The 15,032-nt window shown below is 34.9% G+C and carries 14 protein-coding genes; 7 read left to right on the plus strand and 7 right to left on the minus strand.

The features are described from left to right. Nucleotides 1–597, minus strand: a complete 597-nt coding sequence (locus tag OZP12_RS00125) for a HupE/UreJ family protein (protein WP_281229104.1) — start codon at nt 595–597, stop codon at nt 1–3. A 387-nt stretch (nt 598–984) separates the two neighbouring features. Here OZP12_RS00125 and OZP12_RS00130 point away from each other — a divergent pair, with 387 nt between their 5' ends. Continuing rightward, a complete protein-coding gene (locus OZP12_RS00130) occupies nt 985–1,416 on the plus strand; it encodes a TerB family tellurite resistance protein (protein ID WP_281227001.1) in 432 nt (143 codons plus the stop codon). 345 nt (nt 1,417–1,761) lie between these two features. Here OZP12_RS00130 and fbp read toward each other — a convergent pair whose 3' ends face one another. Then, a complete protein-coding gene (gene fbp, locus OZP12_RS00135; RefSeq protein ID WP_281227002.1) occupies nt 1,762–2,781 on the minus strand; it encodes a class 1 fructose-bisphosphatase in 1,020 nt (339 codons plus the stop codon). Between the two features lie 172 nt (nt 2,782–2,953). Between fbp and OZP12_RS00140 the strand changes: the two genes are divergently transcribed. Then, a complete protein-coding gene (locus OZP12_RS00140; RefSeq protein WP_281227004.1) occupies nt 2,954–3,436 on the plus strand; it encodes a GNAT family N-acetyltransferase in 483 nt (160 codons plus the stop codon). Between the two features lie 66 nt (nt 3,437–3,502). Beyond that, the gene (locus tag OZP12_RS00145; protein WP_281227005.1) at nt 3,503–4,759 is read left to right on the plus strand and encodes an aspartate kinase; all 1,257 of its coding nucleotides are present in this window, start codon (nt 3,503–3,505) and stop codon (nt 4,757–4,759) included. Between the two features lie 87 nt (nt 4,760–4,846). On the opposite strand, the gene OZP12_RS00150 is transcribed toward OZP12_RS00145, so the two are convergent. Then, nucleotides 4,847–5,074, minus strand: a complete 228-nt coding sequence (locus tag OZP12_RS00150) for a helix-turn-helix domain-containing protein (protein ID WP_281227006.1) — start codon at nt 5,072–5,074, stop codon at nt 4,847–4,849. A gap of 186 nt (nt 5,075–5,260) precedes the next feature. Here OZP12_RS00150 and OZP12_RS00155 point away from each other — a divergent pair, with 186 nt between their 5' ends. From OZP12_RS00155 to OZP12_RS00170, 4 genes are all read left to right on the plus strand, one after another. Then, the gene (locus OZP12_RS00155; protein ID WP_281227007.1) at nt 5,261–5,707 is read left to right on the plus strand and encodes a DUF2059 domain-containing protein; all 447 of its coding nucleotides are present in this window, start codon (nt 5,261–5,263) and stop codon (nt 5,705–5,707) included. 164 nt (nt 5,708–5,871) lie between these two features. Further along, nucleotides 5,872–9,303: a DUF8818 domain-containing protein gene (locus tag OZP12_RS00160; RefSeq protein WP_281227009.1), complete on the plus strand. Its 3,432-nt coding sequence runs from the start codon at nt 5,872–5,874 to the stop codon at nt 9,301–9,303. Nucleotides 9,304–9,370: 67 nt separating this feature from the next. Beyond that, entirely contained in the window at nt 9,371–9,913 is a 543-nt protein-coding gene (locus OZP12_RS00165) for a hypothetical protein (RefSeq protein ID WP_281227010.1), read from the plus strand. Between the two features lie 186 nt (nt 9,914–10,099). After that, a complete protein-coding gene (locus tag OZP12_RS00170; RefSeq protein WP_281227011.1) occupies nt 10,100–11,161 on the plus strand; it encodes a glycosyltransferase family protein in 1,062 nt (353 codons plus the stop codon). Nucleotides 11,162–11,177: 16 nt separating this feature from the next. Here the strand turns inward: OZP12_RS00170 and OZP12_RS00175 are convergent, their stop codons facing one another. From OZP12_RS00175 to pstA, 4 genes are all read right to left on the minus strand, one after another. After that, nucleotides 11,178–12,077 (minus strand): DUF481 domain-containing protein, encoded by a 900-nt coding sequence (locus tag OZP12_RS00175; protein WP_281227012.1) that lies wholly within the window; start codon nt 12,075–12,077, stop codon nt 11,178–11,180. Between the two features lie 302 nt (nt 12,078–12,379). Continuing rightward, complete coding sequence (phoU, locus tag OZP12_RS00180) at nt 12,380–13,060, minus strand: phosphate signaling complex protein PhoU (protein WP_281227013.1); 681 nt, start codon at nt 13,058–13,060, stop codon at nt 12,380–12,382. A gap of 90 nt (nt 13,061–13,150) precedes the next feature. Further along, nucleotides 13,151–13,909: a phosphate ABC transporter ATP-binding protein PstB gene (gene pstB / locus OZP12_RS00185; protein ID WP_281227014.1), complete on the minus strand. Its 759-nt coding sequence runs from the start codon at nt 13,907–13,909 to the stop codon at nt 13,151–13,153. A gap of 177 nt (nt 13,910–14,086) precedes the next feature. After that, on the minus strand, nt 14,087–15,031 hold the full coding sequence (gene pstA, locus OZP12_RS00190) for a phosphate ABC transporter permease PstA (protein ID WP_281227015.1): 945 nt from the start codon (nt 15,029–15,031) through the stop codon (nt 14,087–14,089). Between the last annotated feature and the right edge of the window lies 1 nt (nt 15,032).

Here is a 15,032-nt window from a genome sequence, read left to right on the forward strand (position 1 = left end):
CTAGTAATTTTTCCAAATTTCACTTTCCAATATCATTGGCAAAACCACACCAATTATAAACGCTGACATCACCAAAGACCAATCGCGTTTTGAAAAACGAAACACCGTCTGTACAATATACGATAAAATCAAAACTACAATCACTACCGTAATTTGCGCAGCTTCTATACCCAATGCAAATTCACCCATTGGCAATAATTTTGAAGAAGCACTACCTCCCAAAATCGTTTTGAAATAATTCGAAAATCCCAATCCGTGGATAATCCCAAAGAAAAGCGTTATTATAAAAACTAAGTTGACACTACCGCTTTTACTTGTTTTTCCAGCCGTAAACAAATTGTAAAGTGCTGTTATCAAAATTGTAATCGGAATAAGCAGTTCTACCACATTTACTTTGACAGCAATGATTCCAAAAACAGAAAGAAACAATGCGGTTGTATGACCCAATGTAAACACTGTTACCAAAAGCAGAATCCTTTTCCAATCACTGAAAGAGAAAGGAACAGACAACGCAATTAAAAACAAAACATGATCATAGGCGTGAATATTCAATACGTGTTTCAATCCTATCTGGAAGTAAACCAAAAATTCTGACATCATAAATTATAAATTGATATAGGTTTGTAAACTTACGATTTATACCGATTATACAAAATATATACCGCAATGAATTCGGAGTAATTTTCTTTTTTTCAACATATAAGTCATTTAAGTTTTTCTCTAATCATAACAAATGCAAAAGACTTTTTGAACGTTGTCTTTTTTTACCTGCAAAAGAAAATATAAGCGAAGAACTGGTTCTCACTCTTATATGTACTTTATTTAGAATGAAAAAAGGCCCTTTCAAAGAAACACTTATCCCTTTCGACTAACATGACTTATATGGTTAAAAAACAGTGCTTACTAGCGTAAAAAAGAGACAAAAAAACAAATTCTTTTCTAAAATTTTAACTATCTTTATGTCAAACCTAAAACTTTAAAATTATGCCATTCTCAGATTTATTTAGTAGCGAAGCCATTCAGAAAGCCAGAGGCAATTTTTCAGCTATTGTACGTGTAGCCCATGCGGGTGGCCATATTACGGAACAAGAGCAAAAATTCTTGGATAAATTAGCCCTCACCCTTCAGATTTCGGACGAAGAATACAAAGAAATTTTAAAAGACCCCTCAAAATATCCCATCAACGCCCCTTATCTGTATATTGAAAGACTGGAAGCCCTTTATAAACTAGCGAGAATTGTACATCGCGACCACCAACTGGGAGATTTGCAAGAACATTTATTGGTTAAGTTTGCCTTAGCCTTAGGTTTCACGCCTGGAAATGTAAATTATATAGTCAATAAAGCGCTTAAATTAGTAGATATGCAAGTCGATGAAGAAACCTTTTTGTATGAAATGAAAAATATGTATAAATAAAGCTACCGCTTATACTAATTACTATAGCCCACGACCTCAGCCGTGGGATTTTTTTTGCTTGTTTTAACATCAATGTCTCTAACGGTTGAAACCATTGGTAATGCTTTAAATCTTACGAAGTAAATAGATTAATAAAATTTTATCTGCGTAAATCTGCCGAATCTGTGCGCTAATTTTTCACGCAGATTTTGCAGATTTACGCAGATTTTTTTATTCGTATAAATCCGTGTTATCCGTGTGCCATTTTTATCTTTTGCCTTTTGCCTTTTGCGCAAACAGAAAAAAAGCTCCCGACAACGAGAGCTTTTTACTTTTTGGTGGTTTATTCTTTGGTTTCTTCTCGGTTTAATATTTACTAAGTTTTGCTTTAAGCATAAACTCTTCAGCTTTTTCGACCATTTTTATGCTTCCGCAAAAGAAGGGCACACGCTGATGTAATTCGGTTGGTTGAATTTCCATGATCCGGTCAAAACCGTCCGAAGCTTTTCCTCCCGCTTGCTCAACGATAAAAGCCATCGGATTGCATTCGTACAACAATCTTAATTTCCCTTTTGGAGCTTTAGAACTTGTTGGATAAATATAAATACCCCCTTTGATCATATTTCGATGAATATCGGCAACCAAACTTCCAATGTAACGGGAAGTGTACGGACGATCTTCTTCTTCGAGCTGAACATATTTGATATAATCCTTCACCCCTTGCGGAAAATGAACATAATTCCCTTCGTTAATCGAATAAATGTTTCCGTTTTCAGAGAATTTCATGTTAGGATGCGAAAGGTAAAATGTTCCTATGGCAGGATTCAGTGTAAATCCATTAACTCCGTGACCTGTTGTATAAACTAACATAGTAGAAGTTCCATAAATTACATAACCGGCTGCTACTTGTTGAGTTCCCGGCTGAAGAAAATCCTCTAAGGTAACTGGAGTCCCTATTGGAGTTACTCTTCTATAAACTGAAAAAATAGTTCCAACCGAAACATTTACGTCAATATTCGAAGAACCGTCAAGCGGATCCATCAAAAGGACGTATTTGTTATTGTGGCTGTTATCACTTCCCTGAACAGTAATGAAATCATCATTTTCTTCCGAAGCAATTCCGCAAACAATCTCACGGTTAATCAAAGTTTGGATAAAAATTTCATTGGCATACACATCTAGTTTTTGCTGGTCTTCGCCTTGAATGTTTTGCTCTCCTACTGCGCCCACAATGTCAACGAGTCCTGCTTTGTTTACTTTGTAATTGACTACTTTGGCAGCCAATCTGATTGAGTTGATAATCCTGGATAATTCACCCGATGAATACTGAAAAGCCTTCTGATTTTCAATGATAAATTCTCCTAATGTCTTGTTTCTTTCTTCCATTACGAAATCGATGTAGTTAGTTTGAAGTCACAAATATCGTTTTTTTTGTGAAAATGAAAGGAATAATACACAGATACTTTATCAGTATTGTATATTTGCTACATATTCCATAAAAACATCTGATAATTTCGCTATTTTTTTACATAGAATTCAAGAATAACAATAGTAAACAATGAAAATACGCAAAGGACAAAAAGAGGATATGAAAGCCGTTTTGGGGTTAATCCAAGAGCTTGCAGTATTCGAAAAAGAACCAGACGCCGTTTTGATCACCGAAGAAGATCTTATTCGTGATGGTTTTGGAGAAAATCCATTGTTTCATGTTTTTGTTGCCGAAGTAGATAAGGAAATTGTCGGTATCGCTTTGTATTATTACCGCTATTCTACCTGGAAAGGAAAAACAATCCATCTGGAAGATTTGATCGTAAAAGACAGCATGCGCGGAACCGGATTGGGTTACGCTCTGTATTCTGAAATTTTCAAACAAGCGAAGAAAGACAATGTTCGAAGAGTAGAATGGGCTGTTTTGGACTGGAACACAACGGCAATTGATTTTTATGAAAAATCAGGAGCTAAAGTTTTTGATGAATGGAGAGTGGCTCAAATGGATGAAGAAGGAATCAATTACTTCATAAACAACAAATTAAAAAATTAAAATTATAATATGATTTCGGTTTAGGAAAAGTTAAAAAAAAGCTGAAATCTAAAAATCAGAATTAAAATGAGGGTATTCAAATTTGGAGGTGCGTCAGTAAAAGATGCTGCCGGTATCAGAAACGTTTACGACGTTTTACAACAAGCGGGTTATGAAGATGTATTAGTAATTGTTTCGGCAATGGGAAAAACAACTAATGCTCTTGAAGATGTTATTAAAAATTATTTTGACAAATCACCTGAATTGAGTTCATCGGTACAGGAAGTAAAAAAATACCACAACCAAATCTTATTGGATTTGTTTGAAGACGATAAACACGAAGTTTTCTCAGCAGTGAACACTCAGTTTGCTGATATGGAATATTTCTTAGCTCACAATAAATCTCCAAATTACAACTTCGTTTATGATCAAATCGTAAGTTATGGAGAGTTGATTTCGACTACGATTTTGAGTCAATTTATGAGCTACAAAGGGATTCAAACACAATGGTTGGACGTTAGAAACTACATAAAAACAGATTCAACTTACCGTGATGCCGAAGTGGATTGGGAATTGACGCAAAAAAACATTGCCAACAACATCCCACGCAAAATTCTAAACATCACTCAAGGGTTCTTGGGTTCTGACGAGAATAATTTCACCACAACTTTAGGTCGCGAAGGTTCGGATTATACGGCTGCAATTTTTGCTTATTGCCTTAATGCCGAAAGCGTAACTATCTGGAAAGACGTTCCTGGTGTAATGAATGCTGACCCAAGATATTTTGAAAACGCAAGTTTGTTGAACCAAATTTCATACCGTGAAGCTATCGAATTGGCATTTTACGGAGCATCTGTAATTCACCCAAAAACATTGCAGCCTTTACAGAAAAAAGAAATTCCGTTATACGTAAAATCGTTTATCAATCCTACGTTGAAAGGGACTTCTGTTTCCAAAGGACAAGATTTGGAACCTTATTTGCCTTGTTTCATCGTAAAAAGAAACCAATTGTTGATTTCATTGTCTTCGATCGATTTTTCTTTCATCATGGAAGAAAACATCAGCGAAATCTTTGGTTTGTTCCACCAATTCAGACTTAAAGTAAACTTGATTCAAAACTCTGCAATCAGTTTCTCGGTTTGTGTGGAGGATAAATTTGGAAACTTCAACGATTGCAACGCGATCCTTTCCAAAAAATTCAAAGTCGATTTCACTGAAAACGTTACGCTGTACACCATTAGACATTTCAACGAGCAAGCTGCCCAAACAGTTGAAGACAACAAAACGGTACTGTTGAAACAAATAAGCAAAGAAACAATGCAAATTGTAACTAACGAGAATTAATTTCTTTAATTAAATAATTTAGAAAATGGAAGCTGAGAAATTGGCTTCCATTTTTTTTATTTTCAAGCATTTATAGAACTTCAACTATTATTCAACACAACCTTTTTGGCTAGATTTTTTGTTTTTTAAAAAATAATCAAATGTAACATCAAACTCTTGACAAACTTTAACCACCAGCAAAAAATCTATTTTTTTACATTTATCACTTTCAATATTACACAAAGTGGTTTGTGATATTCCTAAACGGTAGGCTAATTCAGGCTGAGACCAATTATTTTTTTCTCTTAACCTTTTTATTTTAACACCAATACTCATTATACTTTTTCGTAAATATCTTATATTGACACAACTATAACAATACCCACTTTTAGTGATATTTTATATAATTTAAAAAAAAGCAAAACACAAATGCATCAATAAAATTATTCGTTTTCGAATAGGAAACTGATTTCAGTTTATTGATATTAGCTCACTAAAATTAAATTTTAAAATAATACTCCGATGAAAAAAATATTACTATCAATTGCGTTCCTGTTAGTTGCACAAATAACAATAGCACAAGATGCAAGTTTAAAAGCAGATGTATTGAAATTGATTTCTATTAGTGGTGCCGATGCCCAAATAAAGCTTGTGAAACCAAAAATTTTGAGCATGATTCCCGAGAATAAAAAGGAAAATTTCTCAAAAGACTTTGACGCTTCTATACCAGGCCTACTAGACAAAATGGCCAATATTTATATGGAAATTTATACCGCTGACGACGTAAAAGCAATGATTGTATTTTATGAAAGTCCGGTAGGAAAAAAAATGAGTGAAAAAGCAGCTGAACTGGGACAAAAATCTATGCAGGCAGGACAGGAATGGAGTCAGGAATTGCAAGGATTAATGGCAAAATACAAAGATGATAGTCCTGCACAAAACACGTACTCGGTAACGAAACCAAAATAAAGAAAGTATTTAATCTATGCTTTTACAGTTTGCAAAAAATCTTATTCTTATATGTAAACACGTTTTATTTGTGTACCATTATACAAGCCATTTCACAATTCAGAAAACCACAAGCATCATAAAATAATAAACACTATTTTTGGCACATTGGAGTTGTACTGTTTATGCTGAAAAAAGTATTGTTTTGGATAATTGTTTTATATGTTTCCGGGCTTCAAGCTCAGGATATACAGACCGCTTACGTTACCAAAAAAATTGCTTTCACGACCGATACCATTCATTTGGAATCGGTGAGTATCAATTCTTCTTTTTTCAAAATATTAGATTCCAAAGACCAAGTTGTTGACAGTACTTTGTACCAAATCAACTTTCCCAAAGCTTATCTTTTATTCAAGAAAAAAAGCTTCTCACCCACTGATTCCTTAACGGTTCAATACCTGAAACTTCCCGATTTTTTAACTCAGGAATACACCATTTACGACAGTAGCAAAATCATTGACAACGAGGCTGGCAATCAGAATTTATATAAAATGGTGAACAATTCGGCACCAAAAAACATTCCTTTTGATGGCCTTGCTGCATCAGGAAGTCTTTCGAAAGGTATTTCGGTTGGGAACAATCAAAATGCTGTCGTCAATTCGAATCTGGATTTTCAAATCACAGGAAAAATATCCAACAAAGTTAGCCTTCGGGCTTCCATCCGGGACACCAATATTCCAGTTCAGGAAGGCAGTTATTCGCAACGGCTGAATCAGTACGACAACATTTTCATGGAACTTTTTACCGACAGCTGGAACATTCGCGGCGGCGATGTCTTCATCGGCAACAATACTACCCGATTTCTTTCTTTCAACAAAAAAATACAGGGATTATCGGCCACGGTCAATTTTGGGGATGACGACGAAAAGAAAACCAATGTTTTTGCATCGGGTGGGCTCGTTACCGGAAATTATGCCAGCAGTAATTTCAAAGGTCAGGAAGGAAACCAGGGTCCTTATAAATTGGTTGGAAAAAATGGTGAATTGTATGTTTTGGTCATCATTGGTTCGGAGCGGGTTTATGTCAATGGCGTTCTATTGAAAAGGGGCGAAAACTTTGATTACATTATCGATTACAATTCGGGGGAGATTGTGTTTACCCCACAATTCCCTATTACTTCCGAAATGCGAATTGTAGTTGAATACCAATATTCGGAGAACAATTACACGAGATTTATCACGTATGACGGCGGCAGTTTCACCGATAAAAAATGGAATTTTGGAGCTGCTTTATATTCAGAAAATGATTTAAAAAACCAACCCGTTCAGCAAAATCTTTCTAGTGAACAGGCACAGATTTTGGCGGAAGCCGGAGACAACCCCAACAAAATGATTGCACCGTCAGCAATTCCCGATGCTTATGACGAAAAGAAAATTCAGTATAAAAAAACTATTCTCGGCACAGAAACCATCTATGAATATTCCAAAAATCCAGACGACGAATTGTACAATGTTCAGTTTACATTGGTCGGTCAAGCCAAAGGAAATTACATACTGACCAATCCAACCAGTGTCGATAAAATTTTTGAATATGTTGCTCCTGCAAATGGAATCCCACAGGGAAATTACGAACCCGTAGTTCAATTAGTCGCTCCCGTAAAATCGCAGGTGGCAACTTTTTTTGGAAAATACAACCCTACGGAAAAAACGGTTGTCGATTTTGAACTAGCCGTTAGTAACAATGATAAAAATTTATTTTCTTCACTAGACGATAACAACAATCGAGGATTGGCAAGCGAAATCAACGCCAAACAACGACTGTTATCCAAAAAATGGAATGTTGATGCTTTTCTAAATTACCAAGGCATACAGGCCAATTTCAAGCCTGTAGAGCGCATTAACAATATCGAGTTCTATCGCGATTGGAATATCAACACAGTTGCAACTGGAAACCAGAGTTTGTTGGGAACAGGTTTAAATTTTAATTTGATTCAAAATGAAAACTCTAAAAATATGGCGACAGTCACCTACGCTTTTCAAAAACTTGATCTTTCCAATGCTTATTCGGGTATAAAAAACAATCTCAATGCTCAATTAGAATTTTCCAATTGGAGCTTCAAAAATGACGGAAGCTATCTAAAAAGTGACGCTCTCGAAAACACTTCCAAATTCTTAAGAAACTTTTCACACGTGCGTTACAATTCCCAGAAAAACTGGATTGGCAGCTCCATTCGTTTTGAGGACAATCAAGAAAAAAATAAGGCAACACAACAGTTCTCTGCCCTCAGCCAACGCTTTTCAGAATACGGAATTTACGCAGGACATGGCGACAGTACCAAAGTTTATGTTCAATTGGGATTTGTAAAAAGGGCAAATGACAGCGTTCAAAACGGTTTGCTGCAAAGAGTAAATAGCTCAAACAGCTATAATTTACAAACCAAATTATTCAAGACTGAAACTCGTGACTTATTTTTATTTGTTAATTACAGACAATTGGACTACACCGATCCTGCGTTGAAAACAACCAATTCGCTTAATGCAAAAATGCAGTACAACGATCAGTTTTTTGACAAATTAATTCAAAGCAATACCCTTTACCAAACTAATTCGGGTACGATGCCTTTTCAGAATTACACTTATGTGGAAGTTCCTGCTGGACAGGGAAAATACACTTGGAACGATTACAATGGCAATGGAATAAAGGATCTGGAAGAATTCGAAATTGCCCCTTTTCCAGATTTAGCGACCTACACCCGAATCTTTTTACCAAACCAAATTTACATCAAAACCAATCAAAATCGATTTTCACAGTCTTTTATAATCAATCCTATTATTTGGCAAAATAGCACTCCGTTCAAGAAAGCACTATCCTACTTTTACATGCAGACATCCTTTATTATGGATCAAAAAGTTAAAAGCGACGGAGAACATTTGGCGCTTAATCCTTTTGAATCTTCAGGTGATATTTTGGGACTAATAAAAACCTTTACCAACAGTTTGTCGTTCAACCGAGGAAAAAGGAATCATTCGGTTACTTATACTTACACCAAAAACGAAACCCAAAACTTAGTTTCAATCGGTACTATTCAAAACAAAAACAGTTTTCATCAATTTCAATACCAACACTTATTACAAAAAAGCTGGCTTTTTGACGTCTTGGCAAAGTCCCTTCAAACTGCAACCGAATCCCAAACATTTGCAGAAAAAAATTACACAATTGAAGGCTACCTTTGGATTCCAAAAATCAGTTATCTTTTCTCAAAAAACCTCAGTTTGGATATTTTTTATGAACACAGCAAAAAGGAAAACCAAATCGGAAGTTTGGATGCTTTGACCCAAAACCGTTTTGGGACTTCGTTTAGTTATATCGGCACTTCAAAATTTAATATGAACGGAGAAATTTCCTTGTACGAAAATAACTTTACAGGTAATGAATTTTCCTCGGCAGGATATCAAATGCTCGAAGGCTTGCAAAGAGGTCAAAATGTAACCTGGAGGTCATTCGTACAAATGAATCTGACAAAGTTTTTGGATCTGAATTTTATTTACCAAGGTCGAAAAAGCGAAACCAGTAAAACGATCCACAATGGAAGTGTAGAACTTCGGGCATATTTTTAACTAATTGTACTACACCAACATAAAAAATAATTTCGTACATTTAAGTCTAATCTAAAAACTTAACGTCATGAAAAAATTATTGTTATTGAGTTTCTTGTTCATTGCATCAAATACTTTTTACGCACAAACAGCAAAAACTCAAGAAAAAACTGCTACTGAAAAAGCAACTAAAGAAACTAAAAAAACAACTGACAAAGCTAAAAAAGAAGCATCATCAGCAAAAAAAACCGCTGATAAAGCAACCAAAGATGCTGATGTAGCAAAAAAAGACGCTAAAAAAACAGCAGATAAAACTGTAAAAGAGTCGAAAGCATCTGCCGACAAAGCAACCAAAGATGCTGAAATGGCAAAAAAAGACGCTAAAAAAACAGCTGATAAAACAGTAAAAGAGTCGAAAGCATCTGCTGACAAAGCAAGCAAAGATGCTGAAATGACAAAAAAAGAAGCTAAAAAAACAGCGGATAAAACAACAAAAGAAGCTGCCAAAGCCGCAGAAAAAAATACCGATAAAGTTACAGGTGAATACAATGGCAAAAAAGTATATACTGGTCCAAAAGGCGGTAAATACTATATCAATTCAAACGGAAACAAAACCTATATCAAACAATAAGATTTATTTTTCCAAAAACTGCAATGGCTAGCCAATTTTGGTTAGCCTTTTTTATTTACTATCGATTTTCAATAGTACTTTCGCATAGAAAATCTTAATTAAATAATCTTTTAGTAATACATTGCAAACATTAATGAAATAAGCATCCTTTATTTTCGCCTTACAATTAAACTGTAAGATTTACACATGAATTTAGACTCCGAAAATAAAACAATTTTGATAGCCCCCTTGAATTGGGGATTGGGACATGCTACCCGTTGTATTCCAATTATTAAAGCATTACAGGAAAACAATTTTACACCAATTATTGCTTCGGATGGGATTGCCCTTGAGTTGCTTCGAAAAGAGTTTCCGTATTTAAAAACGCTTGAGCTTCCTTCCTATCAAATTGAATATGCCAAAAACGGAAAAAATTTCAAGTGGAAACTGATAAAGAGCCTTCCAAAAATGATTGAAGCCATTAGGGAAGAAAAAAGAATCGTTAAAAAATGGATTCAGAAATATGAAATTCACGGCATCATATCTGACAACCGCTTGGGAGTTTTCAGTAAAAAAGTTCCTTCCGTTTTTATCACTCATCAACTGAATGTCCTTACTGGAAACACAACTTGGATTACTAGTAAATTACACCAAAATATAATCAAAAAATACAATTCCTGCTGGGTACCAGACGTAAATGAACCTTTAAACCTAACCGGAAAATTGGGACATTTAGAAAACAATTCCCTAAATTTAAGTTATTTGGGACCTTTGAGCCGTATGCACAAAATGGCATTACCCATACAATATGACCTTATGATCGTTTTATCAGGACCAGAGCCTCAACGCGGATTACTTGAAGCCCATCTTTCCGAAGAAGTAAAACGTTTTGACGGGAAAGTGGTTTTCATAAAAGGAATTATCGAAAAGGAACAAAAGAAAGAGCAGATTGGCAATGTGACCTATTACAATTTCATGAAAACACGCCAATTGGAACAAACCTTCAACGAGAGCAAAAAAGTGCTTTGCCGTTCCGGTTACACGACAATTATGGATTTGGTAAAACTTAATAAAAAAGCTTTTTTTATTCCAACTCCCGGGCAATATGAGCAAATTTATCTGGCTGAAAAATTACAAAATGACGGCTTGGTACCTTATGCCACACAAGAGGAATTCAGAATTGAAAACTTATCAAAAATGGAAGAATACAAAGGTCTTTCCGTAATCGAAACAACAGTAAATTGGGAAGAGTTGTTCAAGGTATTTTAAAAAATTTTGATTAGAATCAATGCTTTAATTTCCAACCAAAACCCATCGAATAAACATAATCCCATTTTGCAGCATTTTGAGAAGGCTGATTGTCGAAATTTCCGTTGACAGATGATTTTATGTAAAAATCGAATGGTAAATCATATTTGAATGAAAAATCAATATCGGTTCTAAACCTGCCCTTTTCAGACAAACTCGGAAACATTAAAACTGAAGTACTTATGTCAATGTCCTTTACATTAAACATATTGAATTGAGTGATAAAAACCCCCTCAAATGAATTTTTGTCGGTAGACGGATCATAGTATTTTTCAATATTGTAGGTCAAACCTCCACCAACCAAAAAGTACAGTTTATTATTTCTAACCAAATAATTCCCCATCCCGAAACTTGGACTATATCTACCTTTTATCGATTGGCTTGTATTGGACAAATAGGAAAAATTCGAATTAAAAAACCAATTATCTCTGTAATATTTTTTGGTGTCCAAATCCAATTCAATCCTTTGAATATCTTCCACATTATCCTGAACCGTATTCAATTCATCATACTTAACGGTATGAATCCATTTCTCACTAATGTAATTCATTTGCAATGCAAAAGTCAGTTGCTGACTGTTATTGGTCTTGGCAAAATTATACCCAAAATCAAATGAACCGGTAAAATGTTTCCAAAAGCCATTTTCAATTTTATTCAAACTGACTATTTTGCTAATCCGTACATCCTGAATCGTGTCACCATAACTAATTGTAACTTCATTGTCTTTATTTGATTTTAACGTGCCGTAAAAGCTACTCCCATCCACTAAATAAATGGAATAATGATTCACCAAAATCATTTTTACCACTTTGTCAAATTCAATTTTAAAATCCTGATCACTGTATTTAGTTTCGGCAATCAATATATTGTTCGACATACTTTTTACCTCCCCGACCATCATTTCCTTGTTTTTAAAATACAGGGTATCTTTTTGGCCATAAAGTCCAATCCAAAACAGTAATAAGAAAGTAAGTGGAAAACATTTCATAAAGCCCGGATGAAGGTCAAAGTATAAAGTTATGCAATTGGGTTTAAAATAAAAATATTTCTTACTTGCTATCAGACTTAACTGGTTTTAAAAACCTGTTAAGTCACAAACTTGTAACTCATAAAAACAAAAAAAGCCGAAACCAATTGAGTTCCGACTTTTACGATTTAATATTTATGTTCTAAAAAAAATTATTCTCCAGACAATATATCATCTAATTTGTCGTGTTTGATAATTTTGGCGTTAACCGTAAAATAAACGTATTCAGCAATATTAGTACAATGTTCAGAAATACGTTCCAAATGTTTCAGAACAATTACCAAATTGGTTCCCGATACTACAGCTTTGGAATTCACCTTCATTTCATTGATAATCCCGTGAATGGCTTCCTCACAGCTATTTTTGATGTCTTTGTTGAAAACAAAAATCTCACCTGTTGCCTTACCATCTTGCGCAATAAAACATTCGTTGGTTTTAATAGTAATTGCTTCAACTTGTCTGGCAATATCAGCGATTTCGAATTTTTCGATCAAATCGTGTTTTTCTTTTATGCTCTTTGCTTTTTTTACGATGCTGATTGACAAATCACCAATTCGTTCAATTTCATTGCTAATTTGCATTGCCGACATAATAAAACGCAAATCTGTAGCTACAGGTTGTTTCAATGCAAAGATACTTTGGCAAATCTCATCAATTTTGACATCTAATTTATCAATTTTAGCCTCCGTTTTTTTGATAGCTTTCCCTTCAGCAGTCTCCGGTTCCTGTAAAAGTATTTTCACTGCTTCGCTGACCTGTCCTTCTGCCAACTTCCCTATTTTCTTTATAATACTTTTTAAATTAGCTAATTCCATTTCGAAATATGTACTCATCTTTTTTTATTTAAAAATTTAATGATTTGAAGATTAAAAGATACAAAGAATTAAACAATTTTACAATCTTTAAATCTTTCAATGCCTTTTTTATCCAAATCTTCCAGTAATATAATCCTCAGTCTGTTTTTGAGTAGGTTTTGTAAAAATAGAATTAGTTTTTCCCATTTCTATTAAATTTCCCATATAAAAAAAGGCCGTATGATCACTCGTTCTGGCTGCTTGCTGCATATTGTGAGTTACGATAATGATGGTATATTCCTCTTTTAATTCGTGTATCAACTCCTCAATCTTTGAAGTCGAAATAGGATCCAAGGCACTCGCCGGCTCATCCATCAAAATAATATCAGGGCTTACCGCCAATGTTCTTCCGATACACAAACGTTGTTGCTGCCCCCCGGAAAGCCCCAACGCCGAATCATTTAAACGGTCTTTTAACTCATCCCAAATTGCTGCTTGACGCAAAGATCTTTCTACAATCTCGTCCAATTGTGATTTGTCGTTTATACCATTGATACGAGGCCCGTAAGCAATATTTTCATAAATAGATTTCGGAAATGGGTTTGACTTTTGAAAAACCATTCCAATCTTTTTACGGATATTAACCACGTCCACATTTTTATCATAGATATCAATGCCTTCCACAAGCATTTCCCCCGAGATAGAAACATTGGGTATCAAATCATTCATTCTGTTAATACATCTCAAAAAAGTAGATTTTCCACAACCCGATGGACCAATAAGAGCGGTCACTTTATTGGCTGGAATATCCATCGTGATTTCATTCAACGCCTTTTTTTCACCATAATGTAATGACAACTCATTAACTTTTATCTTTATATCTTTCATGCGTACTTCTTATATCAATTAAGGCTTCCTTTTTCTTAAAAACCTAAGTCTGATTATTAAATAATTTAAAATCAATTAATTATTCTTGTTTTTTTTAGCGACAGACTAGACAAACTTTGCTTTGCCTGTTCGTCTAACAGACTCGAATCACAGATTAATCATCTAAATCCTGAAATCTTACTTCGCTTTTCTTCTGATTCTTGATCTGATAATTACGGCAACTACATTTAATGACAAAGTCAAAACCAACAATACCAAAGTTGTAGCAAACTGTATTGGCATAGTTTTCTCCACGTCCGAGGATTGAGTTGACATAATATAAATATGGTAACCTAAATTCATAAACTGGTCGCTCAAAGAACCTGGAAGCGTAGCCAAATAATAAGCTGCTCCTGTAAACAATATTGGCGCTACCTCTCCGGCTCCCCTGCTCACGGCAAGAATTGTTCCTGTCATAATTCCGGAAATAGACTCCGGAAGCACTACTTTTCTAATAGTTTGCCATTTGGTTGCCCCAAGTGCCAAACTCGCTTCTCTCATTTCGCGTGGAATGGTTTTAAGGGATTCTTCAACCGAAACAATGATAACCGGCAAAGTCAACAAAGACATTGTTAAGCTCGCCCAAAGAATATTAGGTTGTCCCCATCTCAATTCACCTCCATTAAAAACAGTATCGGCACCAGCTCCTACGAACTGGATAAAAAACCCAAGTCCAAAAAGCCCAAAAATAATCGATGGTACCACCGCTAATGTACGAACCGAAAATCGGACCGCTGCCGCAAATTTAGATTTCTCACTGGCATATTCGGTTAAATAAAGTGCCGTAATGGTACCGAAAGGGACTGCCGCAATAGACATTACAATCACCAAAATAAAAGTACCAATTAAGGCCGGAAAAATTCCCCCTTCGGTCATTCCATTAGTTGGAAACGTTGAAATAAATTCCCAGGAAAACTTACTTTTCCCTTCGTAAACAATAATTCCCAAAATAATAAAAAGAACAGCAATAATAAGAATTACGGCCAATTGGGTAATCCCCATAAAAATCTTTCCTTTTATTTCTGAAGCACTTTTTTTACCCGAAAAAAATTGACTTTCTGATTCGTTTAAAACTTTGTCCATA

The sequence above is a fragment of the Flavobacterium aquiphilum genome, from assembly GCF_027111335.1.
GTDB classification, from domain to species: Bacteria; Bacteroidota; Bacteroidia; order Flavobacteriales; family Flavobacteriaceae; genus Flavobacterium; species Flavobacterium aquiphilum.